At 74.7% G+C, this 24,729-nt stretch carries 23 protein-coding genes; 11 read left to right on the forward strand and 12 right to left on the reverse strand.

All coding sequences use genetic code 11. From position 1 onward, the window contains the following. Positions 1 to 9 precede the first annotated feature (9 nt). Positions 10 to 444 carry a helix-turn-helix transcriptional regulator gene (locus ACTHLI_RS04660; protein ID WP_440181842.1) on the forward strand — a complete coding sequence of 145 codons (435 nt, stop codon included), beginning with the start codon at positions 10 to 12 and terminating at the stop codon, positions 442 to 444. A 10-nt stretch (positions 445 to 454) separates the two neighbouring features. After that, positions 455 to 853 carry a VOC family protein gene (locus ACTHLI_RS04665; RefSeq protein WP_440181844.1) on the forward strand — a complete coding sequence of 133 codons (399 nt, stop codon included), beginning with the start codon at positions 455 to 457 and terminating at the stop codon, positions 851 to 853. Positions 854 to 913: 60 nt separating this feature from the next. On the opposite strand, the gene ACTHLI_RS04670 is transcribed toward ACTHLI_RS04665, so the two are convergent. After that, positions 914 to 2,743: a DUF222 domain-containing protein gene (locus ACTHLI_RS04670; protein ID WP_440181846.1), complete on the reverse strand. Its 1,830-nt coding sequence runs from the start codon at positions 2,741 to 2,743 to the stop codon at positions 914 to 916. 146 nt (positions 2,744 to 2,889) lie between these two features. Here ACTHLI_RS04670 and ACTHLI_RS04675 point away from each other — a divergent pair, with 146 nt between their 5' ends. Next, on the forward strand, positions 2,890 to 3,093 hold the full coding sequence (locus ACTHLI_RS04675) for a VOC family protein (protein WP_440181847.1): 204 nt from the start codon (positions 2,890 to 2,892) through the stop codon (positions 3,091 to 3,093). 44 nt (positions 3,094 to 3,137) lie between these two features. Here ACTHLI_RS04675 and ACTHLI_RS04680 read toward each other — a convergent pair whose 3' ends face one another. Further along, on the reverse strand, positions 3,138 to 3,731 hold the full coding sequence (locus ACTHLI_RS04680; protein WP_440181849.1) for a TetR family transcriptional regulator: 594 nt from the start codon (positions 3,729 to 3,731) through the stop codon (positions 3,138 to 3,140). A 76-nt stretch (positions 3,732 to 3,807) separates the two neighbouring features. Here ACTHLI_RS04680 and ACTHLI_RS04685 point away from each other — a divergent pair, with 76 nt between their 5' ends. The 6 genes from ACTHLI_RS04685 (at position 3,808) to ACTHLI_RS04710 (ending at position 8,611) form a co-directional block, all read left to right on the forward strand. Next, positions 3,808 to 4,560, forward strand: a complete 753-nt coding sequence (locus ACTHLI_RS04685) for an SDR family NAD(P)-dependent oxidoreductase (RefSeq protein WP_440181850.1) — start codon at positions 3,808 to 3,810, stop codon at positions 4,558 to 4,560. A gap of 27 nt (positions 4,561 to 4,587) precedes the next feature. Then, the gene (locus ACTHLI_RS04690; protein WP_440181851.1) at positions 4,588 to 5,658 is read left to right on the forward strand and encodes a trans-sulfuration enzyme family protein; all 1,071 of its coding nucleotides are present in this window, start codon (positions 4,588 to 4,590) and stop codon (positions 5,656 to 5,658) included. Positions 5,659 to 5,712: 54 nt separating this feature from the next. Beyond that, positions 5,713 to 6,546 (forward strand): DUF4349 domain-containing protein, encoded by an 834-nt coding sequence (locus ACTHLI_RS04695; protein WP_440181852.1) that lies wholly within the window; start codon positions 5,713 to 5,715, stop codon positions 6,544 to 6,546. Between the two features lie 71 nt (positions 6,547 to 6,617). Next, positions 6,618 to 7,151, forward strand: coding sequence for an RNA polymerase sigma factor (locus ACTHLI_RS04700; protein ID WP_440181854.1), 534 nt, complete (start codon positions 6,618 to 6,620; stop codon positions 7,149 to 7,151). After that, positions 7,148 to 7,627: a hypothetical protein gene (locus ACTHLI_RS04705; RefSeq protein WP_440181855.1), complete on the forward strand. Its 480-nt coding sequence runs from the start codon at positions 7,148 to 7,150 to the stop codon at positions 7,625 to 7,627. The genes ACTHLI_RS04700 and ACTHLI_RS04705 overlap by 4 nt, the downstream gene beginning before the upstream one ends. A gap of 45 nt (positions 7,628 to 7,672) precedes the next feature. Continuing rightward, the gene (locus ACTHLI_RS04710) at positions 7,673 to 8,611 is read left to right on the forward strand and encodes an NAD(P)/FAD-dependent oxidoreductase (RefSeq protein WP_440181856.1); all 939 of its coding nucleotides are present in this window, start codon (positions 7,673 to 7,675) and stop codon (positions 8,609 to 8,611) included. Positions 8,612 to 8,632: 21 nt separating this feature from the next. Here the strand turns inward: ACTHLI_RS04710 and fgd are convergent, their stop codons facing one another. The 4 genes from fgd to ACTHLI_RS04730 all read right to left on the reverse strand — a co-directional run bounded on the left by fgd (position 8,633) and on the right by ACTHLI_RS04730 (position 15,187). After that, a complete protein-coding gene (gene fgd / locus ACTHLI_RS04715) occupies positions 8,633 to 9,664 on the reverse strand; it encodes a glucose-6-phosphate dehydrogenase (coenzyme-F420) (RefSeq protein ID WP_440181858.1) in 1,032 nt (343 codons plus the stop codon). Between the two features lie 193 nt (positions 9,665 to 9,857). Further along, positions 9,858 to 12,404 carry an aminopeptidase N gene (gene pepN, locus ACTHLI_RS04720; RefSeq protein ID WP_440181859.1) on the reverse strand — a complete coding sequence of 849 codons (2,547 nt, stop codon included), beginning with the start codon at positions 12,402 to 12,404 and terminating at the stop codon, positions 9,858 to 9,860. Then, positions 12,394 to 14,058 carry an ABC-F family ATP-binding cassette domain-containing protein gene (locus ACTHLI_RS04725; RefSeq protein WP_440181861.1) on the reverse strand — a complete coding sequence of 555 codons (1,665 nt, stop codon included), beginning with the start codon at positions 14,056 to 14,058 and terminating at the stop codon, positions 12,394 to 12,396. Before ACTHLI_RS04725 ends, pepN begins: the two co-directional genes overlap by 11 nt. A gap of 175 nt (positions 14,059 to 14,233) precedes the next feature. Next, positions 14,234 to 15,187, reverse strand: a complete 954-nt coding sequence (locus ACTHLI_RS04730; RefSeq protein ID WP_440181862.1) for a DUF5937 family protein — start codon at positions 15,185 to 15,187, stop codon at positions 14,234 to 14,236. Positions 15,188 to 15,251: 64 nt separating this feature from the next. Between ACTHLI_RS04730 and ACTHLI_RS04735 the strand changes: the two genes are divergently transcribed. After that, on the forward strand, positions 15,252 to 16,463 hold the full coding sequence (locus ACTHLI_RS04735) for an MFS transporter (protein ID WP_440181863.1): 1,212 nt from the start codon (positions 15,252 to 15,254) through the stop codon (positions 16,461 to 16,463). Further along, positions 16,460 to 17,026 (forward strand): HhH-GPD-type base excision DNA repair protein, encoded by a 567-nt coding sequence (locus ACTHLI_RS04740; RefSeq protein WP_440181864.1) that lies wholly within the window; start codon positions 16,460 to 16,462, stop codon positions 17,024 to 17,026. Before ACTHLI_RS04735 ends, ACTHLI_RS04740 begins: the two co-directional genes overlap by 4 nt. 9 nt (positions 17,027 to 17,035) lie before the next feature. Here ACTHLI_RS04740 and ACTHLI_RS04745 read toward each other — a convergent pair whose 3' ends face one another. The 6 genes from ACTHLI_RS04745 to ACTHLI_RS04770 all read right to left on the reverse strand — a co-directional run bounded on the left by ACTHLI_RS04745 (position 17,036) and on the right by ACTHLI_RS04770 (position 24,590). After that, positions 17,036 to 18,229, reverse strand: coding sequence for an MFS transporter (locus tag ACTHLI_RS04745; RefSeq protein WP_440181865.1), 1,194 nt, complete (start codon positions 18,227 to 18,229; stop codon positions 17,036 to 17,038). Between the two features lie 56 nt (positions 18,230 to 18,285). Then, positions 18,286 to 21,219 (reverse strand): DEAD/DEAH box helicase, encoded by a 2,934-nt coding sequence (locus ACTHLI_RS04750; RefSeq protein ID WP_440181866.1) that lies wholly within the window; start codon positions 21,217 to 21,219, stop codon positions 18,286 to 18,288. Between the two features lie 42 nt (positions 21,220 to 21,261). Further along, positions 21,262 to 21,639 carry a DoxX family protein gene (locus ACTHLI_RS04755; protein WP_440181867.1) on the reverse strand — a complete coding sequence of 126 codons (378 nt, stop codon included), beginning with the start codon at positions 21,637 to 21,639 and terminating at the stop codon, positions 21,262 to 21,264. A 30-nt stretch (positions 21,640 to 21,669) separates the two neighbouring features. Beyond that, positions 21,670 to 22,488, reverse strand: a complete 819-nt coding sequence (locus ACTHLI_RS04760) for a hypothetical protein (protein ID WP_440181869.1) — start codon at positions 22,486 to 22,488, stop codon at positions 21,670 to 21,672. A gap of 126 nt (positions 22,489 to 22,614) precedes the next feature. After that, positions 22,615 to 24,147: a catalase gene (locus ACTHLI_RS04765; RefSeq protein ID WP_440181871.1), complete on the reverse strand. Its 1,533-nt coding sequence runs from the start codon at positions 24,145 to 24,147 to the stop codon at positions 22,615 to 22,617. After that, positions 24,144 to 24,590, reverse strand: coding sequence for a Fur family transcriptional regulator (locus tag ACTHLI_RS04770; RefSeq protein WP_440181872.1), 447 nt, complete (start codon positions 24,588 to 24,590; stop codon positions 24,144 to 24,146). Before ACTHLI_RS04770 ends, ACTHLI_RS04765 begins: the two co-directional genes overlap by 4 nt. Positions 24,591 to 24,729: the final 139 nt, after the last annotated feature.

Here is a 24,729-nt window from a genome sequence, read left to right on the forward strand (position 1 = left end):
TTCCCGCGCATGATCCCGGAGCGTCGTGCGGAGCTCGTGCTCCTCCGGCGCGCCCGGGACCTGATCGACCGTCGCTTCGCGGAACCGCTGGACGTGCCGGCCATCGCCGCCGCGGTGCATCTGTCGGCCGCGCACTTCAGCAGGCGCTTCCACTCGGTCTACGGGGAGACCCCGTACCAGTACCTGATGACGCGGCGGATCGAGCGGGCGTGCGCGATGCTGCGCGCCGGCGCGAGCGTCACGGAGGCGTGCATGGCGGTCGGCGCGTCCTCGCTCGGCTCCTTCTCCAGCCGGTTCACCGACATCGTGGGCACGACGCCCTCCGCCTACCGGGCGGCGGAGCATCCCGCCGAGGCGCAGATGCCCGACTGCGCCGCTCGCGTGCTCACGCGTCCCCGGCGGACGAGCAGGATCGGAGAAGCGGCCGGTACCCCGGCGTCCTAGCCTGCCCGGCATGCGGATCTCGCTCCAGTACTCCCCCATCCCCGTCTCGGACCCGGAGGCCGCACTCGCGTTCTACCGGGACGCGCTCGGCCTGCCGGTCGCGCAGGACGTCTCCTCCGGCGGCCACCGCTGGATCACCCTCGGCGACGCGGGAGGCGCGCAGATCGTGCTCTCGGACCCGCACGCCGGCCGATCCCCCGCCGACGGCGAAGCGCTCGAGGAGCTCGTCGTGAAGGGCACGTTCGGCCCGTGGGTGTTCGCGACGGACGACCTCGAGGCGCTCTTCGACCGTGCGGTCGCGGCCGGTGCGGAGGTGGTCTCGGAGCCCGCCGACCAGCCGTGGGGCCCGCGCGACGCGGCGTTCCGCGACCCCTCCGGCAACGTGGTCCGCGTCCTGCAGCAGCCCTGATCCCCGAAGAACGAGCGCACGCGCACCGACGGGGCCGGTCCGGGATCAGCCGGTCCGGGATCAGAAGGGGCAGTCGTCGGGATCCAGGAGGTCCGGCGGCACGGGTGTCGGTCCGAGCGGGTCGAGCGGCCGGGTGACGTAGCGGTTGCCCGCGCTCGTGGTGACGATGGCGGTGCGGTCCGCGAGCTGGACGACGTCGATCTCGCCCGCGGTCTTGAGCCCGTGGTCGAAGTGCGACAAAAGCATGAGGTTGTCGATCGCCGTGGCGCCGCCTTCGCCGTTCTTCCAGAACGAGCGGTTGTGGTCGACCTCGGCCTGCTCCGGCGCGCACGGTCGACCCGGGCCCCTGCCGCCGCCGTCGAGGACCCTGAGCAGGGTCCGCATGTCGGCGGTCGGCCGGTACCGTTCGCGGCCGAGACTCACGGGGACGCCGGTGAAGGGGTCGGTCAGCACCCGGATCCAGTTCTTCGCCGTCCCGGCGAGGCCGAGCGCGGTCCGGATGCCGATCGGGCCGTAGCCCTGCAGGACCGCGGGCTGCCGAGACCGGCCGAGGGCCGTCATGGCCGGCAGGAGCACGACGACCTTCGCCTGCACACCGCGGCGCTCGGGGATGAGTGCGTCCTCCCGCGAGGCGTCGTTCGCGAGCGCCTCGATCAGGCCGTCCTGCAGGAGGTCCGCCCGGAGGGCGCCGATGCCGACGGCACCGCCCGATCGGCCGTGCTCGAGCACCGCCGCCTTCGTGAGCTGGCGATCGATCGTGAGCAGCGCCTCCATCGGCAGGTACGCGTGGAGCCAGCCCATGCCGTCCTTGCCGGCCTCGACGATCACCGAACGCCTGCGCATCGCTCGCGCTCGCCGGTCGTCCGCGCTCGACGCCTGGAGGCGCTCCGCGAGCCGCCGGAGTGCATCGCGGACCTGCGGCGCGGGCACCTCCGCGAGGATCGTGCACGCGCCGTCGTCGTACGCGGGGAGGACGATTTCGTCCATGCCCTCCATGGCCGCGTGGACCGCACGCATCGAGGACCAGGGGACCTCCGCTGCGAGGAACCGCTGCCACACCGCCGGCAGGGACCGCTCGACGCGGTCCGCCAGGTGGACCGTGTTCCGCGCCGTGGTCCACACCGTCCCGAGCTGCAGCCCGAGGTCCTGGAAGAAGCCGTTCAGATAGGGCGTGTTCGCCGCTCCGGCCCCCTCCCTGGCCTGCGCGATGCGCCACGCGGCGACCGCAGCGACGATGCGACGCATCTCGCTCCGGTTGTGCCACCGCTGCTGCTCGGCGACGACGGCCAGCGCCTCGAAGAGCGGGTCCGGGTCCGGCTTGGCGTTCGGCGCACACGGCAGGTGCGCCGCAGCGGCGTCGTCGACCGCCCACCGCTCGACCGCCTCCACGGTGAGCCGCCAGGTCGTCGGCTCGAGCCCGGCGGCGGCTGCGGCCGCGAGGGCCCACGCGCGCGTCTCCTGCTCACAGCCGCGCAGGTCGAGGTGGTGATCGCCCGGTTCCGTCCGGAGGCGCGCGTGCAGCCGCTGCACCATGAGCTCCGGCAGCGCGGGTGTCCCGCCCATCCAGATCCGCTCGGTCACCAGGGCGAGCCGCGCTCCGTCGACCTCCAGGATGCGCACCGATTCGGGCAGCAGGGGCCACGGGTCGACCGGGATCGACGGGGACGACTCCTCGGGCGGTGTCGGGTCCTCCTCGGGCCAGGTGCGCCAGAAGGGATCGATCGGCTCGCTGTCGAGCACGTGCACGGGATCGACCCGGACCGGGGAGGGACGGAGCGGCCGGACCGTCGCCCCTCCGCGTCGCGCCGCGTCACGTTCACGCGCGGCATCACGAGCGGCGAGCCGGTCGACCCGCCGCTGCTCCGCGGCGATGATCCCGGCGAGCGACATGCGAACATGATATCGACTTACGCTGCGCATTAGCAAGATCCAATGCGAACATATGTTCACCGATTCGCTGTCCTGATCCCTTTCGCGCAGCCGCCGCCCTGCCTAGGGTGAGGGGCGGCGGATGCCGACCACGAGAAGGACCCGACATGAGACTCCGGACCGTCAGCGTCTTCGTCGACGACCAGGACCGCGCGCTCGCCTTCTACACCGGACCGCTCGGCTTCCGGGTCGCCGCCGACGTCCCGCTCGGCGAGTTCCGCTGGCTGACCGTCGTGTCCTCCGACTCGCCGGACGCCACACAGCTCTCCCTCGAACCCAAGGCGCATCCGGCGACACGGTGGGCAATCTGATCCAGCTCGTGCAGCCGCTCGACTGACCGACGCTCCGAGGCCGGTCAGGCCCTCGGCGCGGCCATCCTGCGGGCGAGCTCGACGACGAACGCGCGGCGCCGCGCTCGCTCCTGCCGATCATCGACATCGGCGCCGGTGATCATCGCGGCCAGCTGCGGCACGGTCTGCCACCACGCGGCGAGCGCGATGAGCGCGAACACCACGTGGCCTGCGTCGAGCGAGGGGTCGAGCACGCCCGCCCGCTGGGCCTCGGCGAACCGTTCGACCTTCTCGCGGTAGTGGGCGCCGCGCGGTTCGGCGGCGGCCGGTTCACCCCCGACGAGCCCCTCCCACTGCAGCAGCCGCGCGAGCTGCGGGTGGGCCGCATGGAAGTCGAAGGTGGCGCCCGCGAACTCGCCGAGGTCGTCCAAGCCGGCGCCGGTCAGGCGGACGGCCGCCGCCAGGCGGTCGAGCTCCGCGGTGAGCACGGCCTCCCACAGCGCCCGCTTGTCCCCGAAGTAGGCGTACAGGCGCTCCTTGTTGACCCCCGCACGCGCCGCGATGCGCGTCATGGTGGTGCCGTCGGGGCCGTGCTCGGCGAACTCGGCCGTCGCCGCCTCCTGCAGCCGCCGCCGCGTGCCCTCGGTGTCCCACGCCATGCCGCCAACGGTAGAGGTGCCCGCGCAGGGGTACGCTTTCTCCAACCCCATCGTTGGAGTTGGAATCGGAGACGACATGAACGACACCGCACCGGGACCAGGTTCCGTCGCGCTCGTCACGGGCGCCACGAGCGGCATCGGCCTCGAGATCGCGCGACAGCTGCTCGACGCCGGACTGATCGTGCACGTGGCGGGCCGGGATCCGGACCGGCTGCGCGCTGCCATCGACGAACTGTCCGCCTCCGGAGACCGGGCCCGGCCCCTCCAGCTCGAGGTGACCGACCAGGACTCGATCGCCGCAGCGGCCGCCTCCGTCGACGCCCTGGACGTGCTGGTCAACAACGCCGGCATCAACCCGGGAGGGGCGGATCCGCTCGGCGGCCCGCTCGACGACTTCCGCCGCGCCTACGAGACGAACGTGTTCGCGGTCGTCGCCGTGACCGCCGCGTTCCTGCCGGCGCTCCGCCGCTCACCGCATCCCAGAATCGTCAACGTGTCGAGCGGCACCGCGTCGCTCACCTGGACCACGAGCGACAACCCGCAGTTCGACTGGCGGGCGGTCCAGGGCGGGGGCACCGCGTACCGATCGTCCAAGACCGCGCTGAACGCCGTGACGCTCCACACCGCGCAGGCGCTCGCCGCCGAGGGGTCGGGGGCACGGGTGAACGCGCTCGCCCCCGGGCTGCGCCGCACGAACCTGCTCCCCGGGATGTCGCGAGGGGGCGATCCTGCGGAGGCGGCGGCCGGCGCCGTGCGGCTCGCGCTGCTGCCGGACGACGGACCGACGGGAGGCTTCTTCTCCTGGGACGGCACCCCCGTGCCCTGGTGAGCGCGGTGGGCGCGGGAGGATGACGGCATGGACGACGGTTCCCGCCCCCTGCGATTCGCCACCCGAGCCGTGACCGCGGGCCGCCCGCCCGCTGCGCCCGATGCACCGCTCAACCAGCCGGTCGTGCTCGCCTCGACGTACGGCTCCTTCGGCGAGCTCGAGTACGGGCGGTACGCCAACCCGTCCTGGGCCGCGTTCGAGGCGGCGCTCGGCGAGCTCGAGGGCGGCACCTGCGTGTCGTTCGCCTCCGGCATGGCGGCGGTCAGCGCGGTGCTCGACCTCGTACCGACCGGCGGCACGGTCGTCGCGCCCCGTCACTCGTACACGGGCACCGTGGCGCGGCTGCAGGAGCTGGAGGCGCGCGACGCCGTCCGCGCGGCGTGGGTCGACATCACGGACACCGCGGCCGTGATCGCCGCGGCGCGCGGCGCCGCGCTCGTCTGGCTCGAGTCGCCCACGAACCCCGCGCTCGAGCTCGCGGACGTGCCCGCGATCGTGCGCGGCGCGCATGCCGCCGGCGCGCTGGTCGCGGTCGACAACACCTTCGCGACGCCCCTCCTGCAACGGCCGATCGAGCACGGGGCCGACCTCGTCGTCCACTCGGTCACGAAGTACCTGGCCGGTCACAGCGACCTGCTGATGGGGGCCGTGGTGGCGACGGATCCCGAGCTCGTGGCGAAGGTGACGGGCGCCCGCTCGCTCGGGGGCGCGGTGCCCTCCGCGTTCGAGGCGTTCCTGGCCCTCCGGGGCCTCCGGACGCTGCCGGTGCGGCTCGAGCGCGCACAGGCGACCGCGCAGCGGCTCGTACGGCGCCTGGAGGGGCACCCGGGCGTCACCGAGACGCGGTATCCCGGGTTCGGTGCGATCGTCTCGATCGTGCTCTCGGACGCGGCGGCGGCGGACGCGCTCGTGCACGGCGTCCGGCTGTGGCGCGCGGCGACGAGCCTCGGCGGGGTCGAGTCGAGCCTCGAGCGGCGCCGCCGCTGGGCGGGCGAAGCGCCGACGATCCCGGAGGGGCTGGTGCGGCTCTCGGTCGGGCTCGAGGACGTCGACGACCTGTGGGAGGACCTCGCGGCCGCGCTGCCTGCGGACTCGTAGGGCAGGGCGCACCGCGGCGCGAGACGGAGGCGGCCGCAGCGCACATGGAGGGGTGTGCGCACCAGGATCCTCGCCACCGCCCTCGCCGCAGCGATCGCCATCGCCTCCCTCGCCGGCTGCACCGCGAGCGCGTCGAGCGGGTCGAGCGCCGTCGGCGGCGCCGCCGCCAAGGGGTCGGTCGCCTCCGGCAGCCGATCCGACGCCGCGAGCACCTCCGCCGACCGCTCGATCGTCACCACCGGCACGTTGCACCTGGTCGCCCGGGACCCGATCGCGGTCGCGGACCGCATCACGAGCCTCGTCGACTCGGCAGGCGGCCGCATCGACCGCAGCACCGCGGACCCGAGCGGCAGGCCGTCCGCGCACCTCGTGGTCCGCATCCCCGCCGCGGGGTTCGAGCCGGTCCTGACCGCGATCGAGCACACCGGGCACGTGCGGGACCTCACCGTCGACTCGAGCGACGTCACCGCGCGCGTCACGGACACCGGCGTGCGGATCACGAGCCTCCGCGCCTCCATCACCCGGCTGCAGCAGCTGCTCGCGAAGGCGACGTCGAGCACCGACCTCGTGCAGCTGGAAGGCGCGCTGACGGACCGGCAGACGTCGCTCGAGCAGCTGCTGGCGCAGCAGCGGACCCTGGCCGACCAGGTCGCGTCCGCGACGCTCGACGTGTCCGTCGTCGTCCCCGCGGCGGTACCGCCTGCCGGCCCGTCGGACTTCGTCGGCGGCCTCCTCGCCGGCACGCAGGGGCTCGTGCACGCGCTCGCGGCGTTCGCGGTGGGGTTCGGCGTCGCGCTGCCGTGGCTACTCGCGCTCGGCGTCGTGGGCGCCCTGTCCGCGCTCGCCGTGCGGGTGGTGCGCCGCCGCACGCGCGCGACGTCGGCGTGACGACGGCCCTCCCCTCCGTGCCCGGCGCCTGGCAGGATGCCGACCGATCGCGCGATCGGCGGGAGGCGACGGTGCCAGGAGCGCTGAGCGACGCCGACCTGCTGGCCCGCACGGGCGCAGGCGCCCAGGCGGCCTTCGGCGAGATCGTGCACCGGCACGCCGGCCCCCTCTACGCCGTCGCGTACCGCTCGATCGAGTCCAAGCCGGACGCGGAGGAGGTGGTGCAGGACGCGTTCCTCCTGCTGTGGCGCAAGCGGCACCGCGTGCACCTCGTCGGCGACTCCGCGCTCCCGTGGCTCATCGTGACCGTGAAGCACCTCGCGGCCAACCGACGGCGCGCCCGGGTGCGGCGCGTGCTGCACGAGGCGGAGGCGGCCCGCGAGCCGCGGTTCCCCGCGGAGGAGCACAGCGAGGTCGCGGACCTGCTGCGCCGGGCGTTCGACGCCCTCCCGCCCCTCGACGCGGCCGTGGCCCGGCTCTGCCTCGTCGAGGACGTCGCGTACGCGGAGGCGGCGGCGCGGCTCGGGCTCACCGAGGGCGCGGTCCGCAACCGGCTGAGCCGTGCCCGCGCGCGCCTGCGCAGGGATCTGGAGGACGAGCGATGAGCGACGGCCTCCCCACCGACGACCAGCTGCGCCGGATCGAGCGCGGGGTGCAGCGACGGATCGACCTCCGCCGCCGCGCCGCGCGCCGCGCCGCCGGAGTCGCGGGCGCCGCGCTCGCCGTGGCGCTGCTCGGGGGCGGGCTCGTGCTCGTCCGGCCCGTGCTGGTGGGCACCTCCAGCGGGAGCGCGGCGAGCTCCGGGAAGGGCGCTCCCGCCTCCGACCGGGTGGCGGTGGTGTGCCACGGGACCCCGACCCGGTCGGTCGAGGTGGAGCGCAGCGGCCTGCCCGCCGCCGCGCTGCACGCGTGCGCGGCGGCCGGACCCGGCGCGGGCGGGGCCTCCCGCGCGGCCGGCGCCGGCGCCTCCCCGGCCCCGTCCCCCGCATCGGTCCTCTGCCGCGCGGCGAACGGCCGACTGCACGTGTACCCGGGTGCGGCGGCGTGCTCCGGGCACGGGATGACGCCGTTCCCGGGCTGACCGCGCTCCCCGGCTCGCGGCGGGCGCCCCTGCGAGGATCGACGGGTGACTGTGGACGTCGTCGTGGTCGGTGCGGGACTCAGCGGCCTCGCCTGCGCACGACGCTGCGTCGATGCGGGGCTGCGGGTGCAGGTGCTGGACCGAGGCAGGCGGCCGGGCGGCCGGCTGGGGGCCCGCACCTCCGATGGGCACGAGGTGGACCTCGGCGCGCCCTACTGCACGGTGTCGGACGACCGCTTCCGGGCGGTCGCGGACGACTGGACCGCCCGCGGGCTGCTGCGCGCGTGGACCGACAGGTTCCGGGTCGCCGACGCCCACGGGCTCGGGGAGGCGAAGCCGGGCCCGATGCGGTACGCCGCGCCGGGCGGGATGCGGAGCCTCGCGGAGGACCTCGCCCGCGGCCTCGACGTCGAGCGCCGGGTCGTCGGCACGGTCGGCCCCGGTCCGGAGGTGGACGGGACGCCCGCTCGCGCCGTCGTGCTCGCGATGCCGGGGCCGCAGGCGGTCCGCCTCCTGACGGATCCGGCGCTGCAGGCGGCGGCCGCGCAGCCGTATGCGCCGGCGATCGCGGTCGCCGCCCGGTTCGCGGAGCGCTCGTGGCCGGAGTTCGACGCCGCGTTCGTCTCGGACCTGCCGATCCGGTGGCTCGCCGACGACGGCAGGAGCCGCGGCGACGGCGCACCCGTGCTCGTCGCGCACACGAGGTCGGACGTCGCGTCGATCCACCTGTCGGCCCCGGAGGCGGCGGCCGCGTCGGTACTCGACGCGATGCGCCGCGTGCTCGGCGTGCCGCTGGACCCGATCGACGTGATCGTGCACCGCTGGAGCTTCGCGCACCCGCGGGAGCCGCGCGACCGCACCTTCTTCCTGACCCCGGAGGGCGTCGGGTTCTGCGGCGACGGCTGGAGCGAGCGGAGCCGGGTCGAGGCCGCATGGTGCTCCGGCGACGACCTCGGCGCGGCGATCGTGGAGCAGCTGGCCTGACGCGAGCCGCTCCTCCGGCCCCTAGCCGAGCGCGCGGAGGCGGGGCGCGAGGTCCTGCTCGAAGAGCTCCAGGAAGCGGCGCTGGTCGTCGCGCGGGTCGTGCAGCACGAGGTGGGTGAAGCCCGCCGTGACGTATTCGCCGATCCGCTCCGCGACCTCGTCCGGGTCGGAGGCGACGATCCAGCGGCTCGCGATCTGCTCGATCGGCAGCGCGTCCGCCGCCCGCTCCATCTCGACCGGGTCGGTGATGTCGTGCTTCTGCTCCTTGCCGAGCGACAGCGGCGACCAGAACCGGGTGTGCTCGCGCGCGGCCTCCGGGTCGGGATCGTAGGAGACCTTGATCTCGATCATCCGGTCGATCGCGCCGACGTCACGGCCGGCGGCGGCCGCACCCTCCTCCACCGCGGGGATGAGCTTCTCGGTGTAGAGGTCCATGCCCTTGCCGGAGGTGCAGATGAAGCCGTCGCCCGCGCGGCCCGCGTACTTCGCGACGACGGGACCGCCGGCCGCGACGTACACCGGCACCGGGGTCGCCGGGCGGTCGTAGATGCTCGCGTCGTGGGTCGAGTAGTACTCGCCCTCGAAGCTGACCCGCTCGTCCGTCCAGAGCTCGCGCATGAGCCGCACGGCCTCCCGGAGCCGCGCGAAGCGCTCCTTGAACTCGGGCCATTCCTGCTCGCCAGCGCCCCGGAACCCGGTCGCGATCTCGTTCAGCGCCTCCCCGGTGCCGACCCCGATCCAGATGCGGCCCGGGTACAGCTCCCCCATCGTCGCGAACGCCTGGGCGATCACCGCCGGGTTGTAGCGGAACGTCGGCGTCAGCACGGAGGTGCCGATCGTGATGCGCGAGGTCCGCTCGCCGACCGCGGCCATCCAGGCGAGCGAGAACGGCGCATGGCCCCCCGTGTGCCGCCAGGGCTGGAAGTGATCGCTCGTCGCCACGGAGTCGAAGCCGGCGGCCTCGGCCCCGACGGCGAGCTCGACGAGGTCGCGCGGCGCGAACTGCTCCGCGGACGCCTTGTAGCCGATACGGAGGGGGATGCTGCCGGTCACCCGTCCACGCTAGGCCGCCGACCTGGGCCGAACCCGCCTCCCCTCCTCCGCACTGCCCAGCACTCCTCCTCCGCACCCCCGAGCACTTCGGCAGGCTCTGATCACTTCGGCAGGCTCAGTCGGACGTGCTCAGCCTGCTGAAGTGCGATCAGCCTGCCGAAGTGCTCTCGGCGGCGGAGGCGCGGGAGGCGCGTCAGGCTCGGTCGCGGGACTGGGCGGCGAGCGCGCGGTCCGTGCGGCTCAGGTTCTCCGAGACGATCCGGCGAAGCGGCGCCGGCGCGGCCGGGTGCGCGGCGAGCCAGGAGCGGGCCGCGTCCGCGAGTGCCGCCGACGCCAGCGGACGCGGGTAGGCACCCTCCGCGATCGGCTCCGCGAGCGCGAAGGAGCGCGACGACCAGACCGCTTCGACGCCCGCGAAGTACCGGTCGACGTACGGCTCGAGCAGCGCGGGGTCGAGCACGCGCGAGAAGCCCCGCACCGTCGACTCGACCTGCGAGTTCGTGAGCTCCGCCGAGTCGAACAGCGCCGCCCAGGCCCGGGCCTTCGCCTCCGGCGTGGGGATCGCGGCGCGGGCGAGCAGGGCGTGCTCGTGGCCGCTCGTCGTGTCGTCGGTGGCGAGCAGGGCGGCGATCTCCGCCTCCCCCGCCCGGCCGCCCGCGACGAGCCCCGTCAGCAGCGCCCAGCGCAGGTCGGGGTCGAGCGGGAGCCCCTCGGCGGCGCCGGCATCGAGGTCCGCGAGCCGGTCCAGCTGCTGCGGGGTCCGCGCGACGCGAGCGAACGACCGCGCGAGCTGCAGCTGCGCGTCCGAACCGGGCTCCGCGTGCGCGAGCAGGCGGAGCAGGCCGTCGCCGAGCGTCTCCAGCGCACCCGCGCGCGCGGCCGGGTCCGTGTACTCCTCCGCTGCCATGACGACCTGCTGCAGGAGGGTGCCGCGGAGCGGGGCGGAGGTCTCGGCGCCGAGGTGGTCGATCACGAGCCGCACGAAGTCGGAGGGCGACGCCTCCCCGTCGCGGGTCATGTCCCAGATCGCGCTCCACAGCAGCGTCCTGGGCAGGTCCGCGGCGACCGAGGACAGCGCCTCCTGCGCGACGGCGAGGGACGCGGCGTCCAGGCGCACCTTCGCGTACGCGAGGTCGTCGTCGTTCACGAGCACGAGGGCCGGCCGCCTGCTGCCGACGAGGGCCGGCAGCTCGGTGCGCTCGCCGACCACGTCGAGCTCCTCGCGCTGCACCCGCACGAGCGCGCCGTCCTCCCCCTCCGGCTGGTACAGCCCCACCGCGAGCCGGTGCGGCCGGAGGATCGGGTCGCCGACGGGGGCAGGCAGCTGCTTCACGACGAACCGCGTGACGACGCCCTTCGAGTCCGTCTCGATCTCCGGCACGAGCGTGTTCACGCCCGCCGTCTCGAGCCACTCGGCGCTCCACGCGGCGAGGTCGCGGCCGCTCGCCGCCGCGATGCGCGCGAGCAGGTCCGCGAGCGTCGCGTTGCCCCAGGCGTGCTCGCGCAGGTACGCCGCGACCCCCGCGAAGAACTCGCGCCGCCCCACGTAGGCGACGAGCTGCTTCAGCACGCTGCCGCCCTTCGCGTAGGTGATGCCGTCGAAGTTGACGGCGATGTCCTGGACGGAGGCGATGTCGGCGACGATCGGGTGGGTGGAGGGCAGCTGGTCCTGCTCGTAGCCGTGGTTCTTCTCGCTCGTGGTGAAGGTCGCCCACGCGTTCGTCCACCGGGTGGTCTCCGCGGTGGCCAGGAACGACATGAACGTCGCGAAGGACTCGTTCAGCCAGGTGTCGTCCCACCAGCGCATGGTCACGAGATCGCCGAACCACATGTGCGCGAGCTCGTGGAGCACAACCATCGCCCGCTGCTCGCGCTGCGCCTCGGTGGGGGTGGAGCGGAACACGAACGTCTCGTTGAAGGTGACGAGGCCCGGGTTCTCCATGGCGCCCCAGTTGTACTCGGGGACCGTCACCTGGTCGTACTTCACGAACGGGAACGGGATCCCGAAGGCGTCCTCGTAGAAGCCGAAGCCGCCCCTCGTCGTCTCGACGATCTCCTCCGGGTCGATGAAGGGCGCGAGGGAGGCGCGGGTGAGCACCCCGAGCGGGATCGTCCGGCCGTCGGAGGACGTGAGCTCGCTCGTGTGCGCCACCCAGTCGCCCGCGATGAGGGCCAGGAGGTAGGTGGACAGCGGCTCGGTGCGCTCGAACCGCCACCAGCGGTCGCCGTCGCCCACCGCCTCCTGGGCGGCGACGGGCTGGTTGGAGCGGACGTCCCAGCCGTCCGGCGCGGTGACCTCGAGGGTGAACCGCCCCTTGAGATCCGGCTGCTCGAAGCAGGGGAACACCCGGCGGGCGTCGGTGGTCGCGAGCTGCGTGTACAGGTAGACGCGGCCGTCCGCGGGGTCGACGAAGCGGTGCAGGCCCTCCCCCGACCGCGAGTACCGCATCGTCGCCGCGATCGTGACCTCGTTCTCCTCGGCGAGCGCCGGGAGCGCGATGCGGGTCCCGTCGGCGACGGCCGGGTCGAGGTCGCGGCCGTTGAAGCGGATCGACTCGACCGCCACGGTGAGGGCGTCGAGGAAGGTCGGTGCGCCCGGGGTGCCCCGGAACCGGATCGTCGTCGTCGCGCCGAACACCTCCCGGCCCATCGTGAGGTCGAGCGCGATGTCGTACTCGAGATCGGCGACGAGCGCCGCGCGCTCCTCCGCCTCGACGCGGGTCAGGTTGTCACCGGGCATGCGCCCATCCTCCCGCAGCCAGGTGCAGGGCCCGATCGGGCCAGCGGCGGCGCAGCCAGCGGTCGGGGCTCGCTACCACGACCGCGCCAGGATGGGTACCGAGCGCCTCCTCCAGATCCTCGGCGAGCGCGAGCGAGAGATGGTTCGTCGGCTCGTCGAGCAGGAGGAGGTCGGGCGGATCCGCGATCGCGATCGCCAACGCGAGCCGCCGCTGCTGGCCGACGCTGAGGGCACCAACCGGCCGGTCGGCGTCCCGTCCGGCGACGAGCCCGAGCACGGACAGAGGCACCGCCTCCGCCCGCGCCTCCCCCACCGCCGCCCGGTAGGCGTCCCGGGCGGTCGCCTCCGGCCGGGTGAACACGACGTCCTGGGCGAGGAGCGCCGAACGGAGCCGCGCGGCCCGGTCGACCGCACCCCCGGTGGGCGCGAGGCGGCCGTCCAGGAGGTGCAGCAGCGTCGACTTGCCTGCGCCGTTCGCCCCGGTCACGAGCAGCTTCGCTCCCGGATCGATCGACAGCGTCGTGGGGGCCAGCCGGCCGGCGACCTCCGCTCGCGTCGCGCGGACCAGGGCGCCGTCCGCGACGGTGCCCTTCGGCGCCGTGAGGCCTGCGAACCGGAGCTCGGGCGGCGGCTTGCGCACCTGCTCGCGCTCCAGGGTCTCGAGCCGCACCCGCGCGTTCCGCACCAGCCGGCTCGTCACCTTCGCGTCCTTGTCCGAATAGAACTTGGCCGAGGCGCGCCCCTCGGTGCGCGGGGTGTCCTTCCTGTTCGTCTGCCGGGCGGTAACGGCGACGCGGTGCCGGAGCCCGGTCAGCTCCTCCTGCTCCTCGGCGAACCGCCGCTCCCAGCGCGAGCGCTCCGCCCGGCGCTCGGCGAGGTACGCGGTGTAGCCCCCTCTGGAGGAGCGCACCCCGTACCCGGAGCCCGCGTCGTCGCCCGCGACCACGTGCGGGAACGGCATGGGCGCGGGATCGAGGTCGACCACGCGCGTCGCGACCGCGTCGAGGAACGCGCGGTCGTGGCTCGCGAACAGCACGGGGCCCGGCCATGCGGCGAGCGTGCGCTCGAGGAACCCGATCGCGGCGTCGTCGAGGTGATTGGTCGGCTCGTCGAGCAGCAGCGCGGTCGGACGGGCCAGCAGGAGCGCCGCCATCGCGACCCGGGAGCGCTGACCGCCGGAGAGCGACCCCACGGTCCTCGCCGCCGGGATCGCGTCGACGCCGAGCCCGGCGGCCACCTCGCCCCTCCTGGCCTCGGCGCTCCACGCCCCCGTCGCCTCCGCCGTCGCGAGCGCGTCGGCGAGCGCCGCCGGGGCGCCGGGCTCGCCGCGGGCGACCGCGGCCGACGCGGCCTCGACGGCGGTGGCGGCGCGGGTCGCCTCCGCGAGCGCGTCCTCCAGCACGCGGCCGACCGTCTCCTCCGGCGGGTACGGCAGCTCCTGGCGCAGGAGGCCGGTGCGCGCGGGCGCGTGCACGACCCCGGCGTCCGGCTCGTCGAGCCCCGCCGCGATGCGGAGGAGCGTGGACTTGCCGGCCCCGTTCTCGCCGATCAGGCCGACGCGGGCGTCGGGCCCGACGGTCAGCGAGACGTCGGTGAGCACGCGGCGGTCGGCGAAGGTGCGGCTGATGCCGTCGATGCGGAGCTGATGGGCCATGGGGCGCCTTCCGAACACGGGAGGATCGCCCGCCGGGCACGGTCGTCGCACGTCGGATCGGAGCGCAGGAGGCTCTCGAGGACGGGTTCGACGACGCCTCGGACGCGGGCGCGGAACCGGTTCTCAGAGCAGCACGGCGTCGACGGTACGGGAGACGCGGCGCCGCCACAACCCGTCAGGGCGTCGCGAGCGCGTCGCCGAGCGGGGTGCGGCGGTAGACGACGGAGCGGGCGACACGGGCGCGGGAGACCAGGCCGGCGTCGAGCAGGACCTTCAGGTGATCGCCGGTGGCCCCGATCGACGCACCGGTCAGCGCCGCCAGCTGGGTCGTGGAGGACGGGGTCTCGAGCGCGAGCAGCAGCCCGGCCCGCGTCCGGCCGAGCAGCGGCGCGAGCGGGTCGGTGGGCACCGCCGCCTCCTCGAACACGAGCCCCGCACCCCGCGCCGGGTAGACGATCGCGGGCTGCCAGCCGCCCTCGCCGTAGATCGCGAGGCCCTGCCCGATGAAGACGGAAGGCACGAGCAGCAGGCCGCGGCCCCGCAGGTCCTCGTGCACCTCGGTGGGCCGGTCCGCGACGATCGCGTCGCCGGTCCAGGTGAGCTGCCGGTGCATGCCCGCAACGGCGGCGGACCAGCCCTCCTCGCCCAGCCGCTCGGCACGGAACCGCACGTCCCGCTCGAGCACCGCGCGCACCCGCGGCCAGTCCGGGGCGAGCAGGACCTCCCACGCGCGACGCAGGGCGTCGGCGAGGCGGTCGACGAAGGCCGCGTCGTCGAGGACGGCCGCGACGTCGGGCGCCGGGCGCCGCAGCGCGCGGATCTCGTCCACCTCCCGCCGCACGGTCTCCGGATCCGTGCCGGTGAGGACCGCGAGGTCGTCGTCGATCGTCTGCGCCATGCCCGCGGGCGGCGGCGCGGAGAAGGTCGCGCCGACCCGAGGACCCTGCAGGTACGCGAAGGTCCGCAGCGCGGGGTCGTCGGCGGCGAACCGCGAACCGTACCGGCGGGCGACCGGCGTGCCTGGGGCGCCCGCCGCGAGGCTCCTGACCAGCTGCGCCAGCTCGAACGTGGGCGACACGGCGAAGCGCGACGCCGCGACGTCCGCGGATCCCACCTCGAGCCGGATCACCGCCGTCCTTTCGCCGCGGGGCGAAAGTGTAGGCGCGTGGGGCACCGCGCCGCAGGCTCGTGCCATGACCGAGGCGCGCACCACCTATCGCGCGGTGTTCGCGAGCCGCGGCTATCCCGCGCTCTACGCGGGCGCCACGCTGAGCATGGCCGCCGCGTCGCTCCAGGTGCTCGCGTTCTCGGTCGCCGTGTACGACACGACGCGCTCGCCCGCGTGGTCGTCGATCGCGTTCGCGGCCGGCTTCCTGCCCCAGGTGCTGGGCGGCGCGGTCCTCCCGTCGCTCGCGGACCGGGTGCCGCCGCGCGTCCTCCTCCCCCTCGGTGCGGTCATGCGGATGGTCGCGGCCGCCTTCCTCGCCTCCGGGGCCCTCGGGCTGGGCGGCGGCCTCGCGGTGGTCGCCGCGGCGGCGCTCCTGCAGCCCCTCTTCTCCACCGGGCAGTCGGTGCTCGTCTCGCGGCTGCTCGACGGCGACCGCTACGTGCTCGGGCGATCCCTGTTCACCATCACGTCGATGACCTCGCAGCTCGCGGGCATCGCGGTCGGCGGCGCGACGCTGCAGGCGCTCGGCCCGGCGCCCGCACTCCTCATCGCCGCGGGGCTGCAGGCCGCCTCCGCGGTCGTGCTCGCGATCGGACTCCCCTCCCTCCCCGGCGAGCGGGAGGGGGCCGACCGCTGGCACCCGGCGGAGACGCTGCGCGGCTACCGCGCCGTCCTCCGGATCCCGCTGCTGCGCGACCTGCTGCTGCTCTGGTGGGTGCCGCTCGGGCTCTTCGTCGGCGCGGAGTCGCTCGCGGTCGCATACGCCGGGGCGCAGCACGCCGGTGGCCTGCTCACGGCGCTGACGATCGGGGCGCCGCCCGCCGGCGCGCTCGCGGGCGAGCTGCTCGTCGGCAGGCTGGCGCGGCCCGCGACGCGGGAGCGTCTCGTGCTCCCGCTGCTGCTGCTCGTCGGCCTGCCCCTCCTGCCGCTCGCGTTCTCGCCCGCGACCCCGGTCGCCGCGCTGCTGCTGCTCGTCTCGTCGACCGGGCTCGCGTACGAGCTCGGGAAGCAGCGGGACTACCGCGACGCGCTGCCCGCCGGCCGCCAGGGCGTCGGGTTCGGTCTGCTCTCCGTCGGGATGATGACGGCCCAGGGCGTCGGCCCGCTGCTCGCCGGTCCGCTCGGCGCGCTGCTCTCCCCGGGCGCCGCGATGGCCGCGTGCGGGGCGCTCGTGCTCGTCGCCGCCGCGCTGCTCCGGGGCGTCGCCGCGCCGGCCGGGGATACGGTCGGGGCATGACCGACCTGCACATCACGGGCGACGAAGCCGCCGATGCGCTCCTCTCCTCCGACCCGTTCGCGCTCCTCGTCGGGATGCTGCTCGACCAGCAGGTCGCGATGGAGACCGCGTTCGCCGGGCCCGCGAAGATCCGCGACCGGCTCGGCGCCGTCGACCCGGCGACCCTGGCCGCGGAGGACCCGGAGCACCTGGCCGCCGTGTTCACGCAGTCGCCGGCCGTGCACCGGTACCCGGGATCGATGGCCGCGCGCGTCCAGGCGCTCGCGACCGCGGTGCTGGAGGTGTGGGGCGGGGACGCGAGCGCGATCTGGACTCGGGGCGACCCCGACGGTGCCGAGGTGCTGCGGCGGCTGAAGGCGCTGCCCGGCTACGGGGACCAGAAGGCGCGCATCTTCCTGGCGCTCCTCGGCAAGCGCGACCGCTTCGCGGGCCCCGGGTGGCGGGAGGCGGCCGGGGCCTACGGCGACGAGGGGTACCGGTCCGTCGCGGACATCGTCGACCCAGCCTCCCTCGCGAAGGTGCGCGAGTTCAAGCAGGCGCAGAAGGCCGCCGCGAAGCGCTGACCGCGCGGATCAGGCGGGCGCTCGGCGCGAGGCCAGGGTGGCGGCGAGCACGCCGAAGACGAGGAACGCGATCGTCGACCCGAGCACGACCAGCATCGGCACGGTCCAGTTGCCGGCCAGCTGGTGCAGCGCGCCCACCACGGGCGGCGCGGCAGCGGCGACGAGGTAGCTGCACGTCTGGACGAACGCGGAGAGCGCGGTCGTGCGGCGCGCATCGCCGCCCACCTCCGCGATGATCGTGAACACCGCGGTGAACCCGCCGCCCTGCGCGATGCCGCCGGTGATGCTCCCCAGCACGAAGTGCTCGGGAGCGACGAGCAGCACGACCGGGAGGCTCACCCAGAGCACGCCGATCACCGCGATGACCGTGCGGGGCCGGAATCGCAGCCGGAGCAGCGGCACGACGATCGCGCCCACGATGCCGCCGAGCTGGAACACGGAGGACGCCGTGCCCGCCACCGCGGGCGAGTAGCCCCGCTCGTCGGCGAGGAGGGTGGGCAGCCAGGTCGTCACGCCGTAGTAGCTGACCGACTGCGCGGTGAAGGCGACCGCGATGACGACGGCCAGGCCGTCCGGCCGGAACGGCACGCGGGCAGGCGCGGTCGTCGGCAGCGCCAGGCGCGCCTCGGTGCGCGCGCGGCGGAGGACGACGAGCCAGACGATCGCGGCGACGACGCCACCGACGCTCCAGGCCGCGACGGCCACCCGCCAGCCGAGCAGCGCGGCGAGGGGGACCGTGATGACGGACGTGATCACGGTGCCGACGTTGATCGCGACGGAGTAGACGCTCGTGGCGGCGGCACGGCCCCGCGCGGGCACGTCGCGGCGGATGACCGCGGGCACGAGCACGTTCCCGATCGTGATCGCGAGCCCGAGCAGCACCACGGCGGCGATCGCGACGCCGAACCCGTCGATCGAGCGGAGGACGGTCGCGACGACGATCCCGCCGATGCAGACCTCGATCGCGCCTTCGATCCCCACCCGCCGGGCGAGCCAGGGCGCGATCGGCGTCGCGAGGCCGAAGCACAGGAGGGGGACGGTGGTCAGCAGCCCGAAAGCGGCCGGCGAGATCGCCCACCCGCGCTGCGCCTCCGCCGCCACCGGCGCGAGGGCGACGAGCGGGCTCCGCAGCTGGAACGCGAGCAGGGCGATCCCGGCGATCAGGAGACCGATGCGCAGCCGATCCCGTCCCGCCGCGCTCATCGGGGTCAATGCTTCCACGCCGCGGCTGCGCCGCCGTCCACCGCACCGGACGTGGCTCAGGCGAGGAGGTCGCGGACGTCGTCCGCGGTGAGCGCCGCCGAGAACGGCTCGCCGTCGTCGACGACCGCGTCGAACAGGTCCTGCTTGCGGCGCTGCAGCGCGAGCACCTTCTCCTCGATGGTGCCCGCCGCGACGAGGCGCCGCACCGTCACCGGCCGGTCCTGCCCGATGCGGTGGGCCCTGCCGACCGCCTGCGCCTCCGCCTGCGGGTTCCACCACGGATCGAGCAGGTACACGAGGTCCGCCTCCGTGAGGTTCAGCCCGAAGCCGCCCGCCTTGAGGCTGATCAGGAACACGGTCGCCTCGCCGGTGCGGAACCGGTCGATCACGGCGTCCCGGTCGCGGGTGCTCCCCTCCAGCACCGTCCAGGGCACGCCCTCCGCGTCGAGCCGTGCGCCGACCAGGCGCAGGTAGGAGGGGAACTGGCTGAACACGAGGGCGCGCCGGCCCTCCGCGAGCGCCTCCGCGAGCTCCTCGGCGAGCAGGTCGAGCTTGCTCGAGCGGACGCCGTCGTGCTCCTCCGAGACCAGCGCCGCGTCGAGGGCGAGGAGCCGGAGCAGCGTGAGCGACCGCAGCACGATGAAGCGGTTGCGGTCCATGTCGGGCAGCAGCCCGAAGAGCTTGCGGCGCTCGCGCTGCAGCGTCACGTCGTAGAGCTCGCGATGCGCGGGAGCGAGGTCGACGGACCGCACCTGCTCCTCGATCGGCGGCAGCTCGGGCGCGACCTGCTCCTTCGTGCGCCGGAGGACGAAGGGGCGGATGCGGCTCCGGAGGCGCGCGAGCGCGTCGGCGCGCTGCGCCGCGTTCGCCTCCGGCGCGCTGCCCGCTCCAGCCCCCTCGGTGTAGCCCGCGCGGAGGCCCTCGATGGGGCGCAGGTACTCCTCCCGGAAGCGCCGGGCCGACGGGAACAGCCCTGGTGCGGTCAGCGCGAGGATCGCCTGCAGCTCCGTCAGCGAGTTCTCGAGGGGCGTGCCGGTGACCGCGATCGTGGGCCGCACCCGCAGGTCGCGCACGACCTGGTGGGTGATCGATCCCGCGTTCTTCACGGCCTGGGCCTCGTCGAGGATCACGGCCGCGAACGCGCCGTCGGCTGCGAGCCGGGTGAACACGGCGGCGTCGAGCCGGAGTCGCGGATAGGTCGTCACGACGAGGTCCGCGCCGTCGACCGCGGCGGCGATCGGCGCAGCCGGGCCGTCGGCGTCGGCGACCCGGCGCACGACGAGGTCGGGCGTGAACCTGGCGGCCTCGGCGAGCCAGTTGGAGGCGACGGAGGTCGGCGCGACGACGAGGATCGGCCGGCGGTCCTCCGGCGCGGTCGTCTCGTGCGCGTGCTGGGCCAGCGCCAGGCACTGCAGCGTCTTCCCGAGCCCCATGTCGTCGGCGAGCACGCCGCCCAGCCCATGCCGCCGGAGGAATGCGAGCCAGTCGAGGCCGACCCGCTGGTACGGCCGCAGCGCGGCGCGCAGGCCGGCGGGCGGTTCGACCGGCTCCGGCGGCGCCGAGACGGCGGCCCGGAGCGCCCGCCAGCGCACGGTCTCCTCCGACTCGTCCGCGAGGTCCTCGAAGTCGGCCCAGCGGGCCGCCGCCTCCCGCGGCACCGCGAACCCCGAGGCCCACTCGGGGATCTCGGCGGCCTCCTCGACCAGCGCGACGAGCGCCTGCAGCCGGGGGTGCGCGAGCGAGAGGAAGGTGCCGTCGACGAGCTTCAGCCGCCTGCGGCCCTTCGCGATCGCCTCGAACAGCCGGCCGAACGGGATGTCCCGCCCGTCGATCGTCACCGTCACCCCGAGGTCGAACCAGTCCGTGCGCTCGGTGGGGGCGACCGCGACCTCGATCACCGGCTCGCCCGTGAGCACCTCGGGGGCGGGGGCGCCGAGGTGCTCGACCCGGACGTCCTCGAGCGCCGAGAGCGCCGGCACCACGTCGATCGCGAAGTCGAGCGCCTCCTCGTCGCTCAGCGTGCGGGGCGCGGGCAGGCCGCGCGCCGGCCACCAGCCGGGCGGGAGCAGCGCGGCGGCGCGGGGCGTGGCGGGCGCGGGACGACCGAGCAGCCGCTCCCAGCGCCAGAGCAGCGTGGCCCGCCCCGCCGCGTCCGAGCGGACGGTGAGGACCAGGAGGGGTGCCCCCGGCTCCGGGATCGGGACGGACGCGTCGCTGCTCACGACGGCGAACCGCTCCTGCAGCGCGGGCAGCCAGCGCTCCCGGAGCTCGTCCGCCGCGTCGGCCGGGACGAGCAGCGGATCCCGGCGGAGCAGGCCGGGGTCGACGGCGGCCGGGAAGGGGGCGAGCACGACGTGCGCGGGCGAGTCGGCGACGGTCCACACGCCGTGATCGCCGATGGGATGCGCCCGGGACACGTCGACCGGCTCGCCGTCGACCTCGAGCCGCGGGGCGACCCGGAAGCCCTCCTGCACCCGCACCGCGTCGAGGGCGAGCACCGCGGCGCCGCCCAGCCGGGCGGACCCCCGTGCCGGTGCGACGAGCGGCACCCCGAGCGCCTCCCCCTGCGCGAGCAGCTCCCAGAGCAGCGGGTTCGGCGCCTCGTCGAGGAAGAGCCAGTCCGGGTCCTGCCCGGCGGCGGCCGGCACCGCCGCGCGGAACAGCGCACCGAGCTCGCAGGCCCACCGGTGCTGCGCCGCGTCCAGGTGCAGCCGGTGCCGGACGTGCGGCAGCGACTGCCAGGTGAGCGCGCCCCGCGCCCAGCCCGAGTCGGTGCGGGTCACGGGCCGCACGCCGAGCCGGAGGGCGCCCACCGCGTCGCCGCCTGCCGCGCGCGTGGTCGGGCCGTTCCAGCGGTGCGCGGTGCGCGGCAGCAGCTCCCGCGCCTGCACCTGCAGCGCGAGCGGCACGACATCGATGCCCGGCTCCGCGGCGGGGCGGTCGCCGAGCAGGCCGTCGAGGGCCAGCCGCCAGGAGTCGTCCGCGCTCACCCCGCAACGCTCGCACACCCCGCCGACGGCGCAGGGCCGTGCTCAGTCGCGGGTCGACCAGAGCACCGCGGCGATCATCAGCGGCTGGAAGGGGAGGCGGGCGAGCCGCTTCGCGTCGGTGTCGAAACCGAGCCCGTCGCGCCGATGGCGCCACTGCGAGAGGTTGCCGGGGAAGACGGCCACGAGGAACGCGGCGATGACGACCCCGATCCGCCGCCGCTCGGCCGGCAGCGCGACGAGCGCGGCGCCCAGCGCGATCTCGACCGCGCCGGACACGAGCACGGTCGCGTCCGCGTCGAACGGCACCCAGCCCGGCACCTGATCGCGGAACCCGGCGCGGGCGACGGTGAGATGCGTCGCCCCGGTGATCGCGAGCGCGCTCCCGAGCACGATCCGGACGGCGTTCCGCAGGGTCGGCATGCGCCCATCCCACCGGGTCGCCGCTGGACGTCAGCGCAGATAGGCGTCGACGAGCAGCGGACCCCGGATCTCGCGGAAGCAGTCCACGAGCCGGTCGGCGAGCGCGTTCGACACCGAGGGCGCGGTGAGGTCGAACGGGCCGATCGCGGGCAGCGGGTCGAGGCGGACGCGCACCACCTCCCAGCCGGCGCGACGGACGAGGCGGTCCTTGCGCTCGTCGACGGCCTCCCGGCGTCCCGAGTGCTCGAGGCCGTACCGGCCCACCGTGTCGAGCTCGACCGCGATGCGCAGGTCGGCGAGCACCAGGTCGGGCCACGCCTCGAGGTGGTCGAAGAACGGCTCCTTGAGCCGGATCGCGTTCGGTGTCGCGTCCCAGACGAGCCGCTGCGCGAGCCGCTGCTGCAGCGCGGGCTCGGCGGCGGAGGCGGCCCGCGGCGCGCAGACGGAGACGAACGCCTCACCGGGCGGGAGGTCGGGCGTCTTCGTGCAGAGCGGGCCGACCCGCCTCCTGCTCGCGGGCGCGCCCGTGCCGACGGGCCGGGCGAGCGCCCCCTCCGCGCACCGCGGGCACCAGGCGGAGCGGCGCCTCCTGCCGCCGCCCGGGCGCATCCGCTGCTCCTCAGGGGTCGCGATGAAGCGGTGGCCCGCGTCGCACTCCCACTGCAGCCACACGTCGGCGGCGAGCGGAACCTGGCTCAGCACGATGCCCTGATTGAGCTCCGCGTGGTACTGCTTCACGAGCACCGGGTAGCGGTGCCACTCGTGGAAGTAGCGCCCGACCGCGTACGGCACGTCGCGACCGGTGGAGGCGCGACGGCGCTCCCACCACGCGTCGACGGGTTCTGGCACGCGCGCACGGTACCCGCCCCCTCCGTCACCCTTCGCGGATCCGGAGGAATTCCGCGACACCCCGCGCGAAGGCGCTTCGCAGCGGGGTGTCGCCGAAAATCTCCGGATCCGCGAACTTGAGACGGGCTACTGCGCGGTGGCCTGCGCCCAGTCGGAGGCAGCGGGCGCGGGCTTCGCCTCCTGGGCGTCGCCGGGCAGCGGCTGCTCGAGCGGCGGCAGCGCGGCGGCGAGCGCGTCACCGAGTGACGCGTCGACGTTGCGCCAGTACTGCACCGCGCGGTCCCGGATGACCGGGTCCTTCACCCCGCCGACGTGGCCGGTGATCGTGGTGAGGAACCGGGCGCGCTGCTCGTCGTCCATCGTCTCCCGGTACAGGGTGCCGGCCTGGCCGAAGTCGTCGTCCTCCGGGTGCAGGGTCGCGGCGCTCCTCACGAGCTCGCCGTCCGACTGCCAGCCGGGCGACTCCGCAGCGCGCTTCGGGTCAGCGTGCGGGCCGCCGACGGAGTTCGGCGCGTACACCGGCTGGTCCGCCGCTGCGAACGAGTACCGCATCGCGCCCTCCTTGGAGTACGAGTGCACGGGCGCGACCGGTGCGTTCACGGGGAGCTGCTGGTAGTTGGTTCCGATCCGGTAGCGGTGCGCGTCCGCGTAGCTGAACATGCGCGCCTGCAGCATCTTGTCGGGGCTGCCGTCGATGCCCGGGACGAGGTTCGACGGCTCGAACGACGCCTGCTCGATCTGCGCGAAGTAGTTCTCCGGGTTCTCGTTCAGCACCATCCTCCCGACCTCGATCTCCGGGTAGTCGCTGTGCGGCCACACCTTCGTCAGGTCGAACGGGTTGAACCGGTAGGACTTCGCGTCCTCGTACGGCATGACCTGCACCTTGAGGGTCCAGGAGGGGAAGTCCCCGTCCTCGATCGCGGTGTAGAGGTCGCGGATGTGGTGGTCCGCGTCGGCGCCGGCCATCTTGTCCGCCTCCTCCTGGCTCAGGGTCGTGTTGCCCTGGTCGGTGTGGAAGTGGTACTTGATCCAGAACCGCTCGCCGTCGGCGTTGATCCACTGGAACGTGTGCGAGCCGTAGCCGTTCATGTGCCGCCAGGAGGCGGGGATGCCGCGGTCGCCCATCAGCCAGGTCACCTGGTGCGCGCTCTCCGGGGAGAGGGTCCAGAAGTCCCACTGCATCGTGTTGTCACGGAGGTGGCTGCCAGGGAGGCGCTTCTGCGAGCGGATGAAGTCGGGGAACTTGATGCCGTCGCGGATGAAGAAGACCGGGGTGTTGTTGCCGACGAGGTCGTAGTTGCCCTCGGACGTGTAGAACTTGATCGCGAACCCTCGGGGATCGCGCCAGGTGTCGGGGCTGCCCTGCTCGCCCGCGACGGTCGAGAAGCGGATGAGCATCCGGGTCTCGGCTCCCGGCTGGAACAGCGCCGCCCGGGTGTAGGCCGACACGTCGTTCGTCACGGTGAAGGTGCCGAAGGCGCCGCCGCCCTTGGCGTGCACGACCCGCTCGGGGACGCGCTCACGGTTGAACTGCGCGAGCTTCTCCAGCAGGTAGTGGTCCGTGATCGGGATGGACCCGTCGGGGCCGACGCTCTGGGAGTGCTCGTCGCTCGCGACCGGCGCGCCGCCGTTCGTGGTGGTGAAGGAGCCTTCGGTCATGCGATTCCTCTTCCTTCCGTGGTCCGCGCGTGAGCGCAGTCGGGGCAGACGCCCCAGAACGTGATCTCCGCCTCCGCGACGGAGAAGCCGTGGTCGTCGGCGGGCAGCAGGCACGGCGCCGCCCCGTCCGCGCAGTCGACGTCGACGACGCGGGAGCACCGCGTGCAGACGAGGTGGTGGTGGTTGTCTCCGACCCGCACCTCGTAGCGCGCCGCGGACCCGGCCGGTTCGATGCGGCGGAGGACGCCGTGGTCGGTCAGCACCTGCAGGGCCAGGTACACGGCCTGGAGGGTCATCGGCACCCCCGCCGCCGTGATGCGGCCGTGGAGCTGCTCGGCGGTCGCATGGGAGTGCGCAGCGAGGGCGTCGAGCGCCGCGACGCGGCCCCTGGTCACCTTGAGCCCGGCGGCACGGAGGCGGCCGGCCGGCTCGAAGGGTTCCATCGCCCCACCTTCGCGGAGAGTTGAGCGACTCAAGAAATCGTCAGCGACCGCCGGGCGTGTTCTCCGCTTGACCGGCGTTCCGCGCCCGGAGGCGGAGCACGATCGCCACCGCGAGGACGAGGACCGCGGCGACGGCCGC

This window comes from Amnibacterium sp., assembly GCF_051956055.1.
GTDB lineage: Bacteria > Actinomycetota > Actinomycetes > Actinomycetales > Microbacteriaceae > Amnibacterium.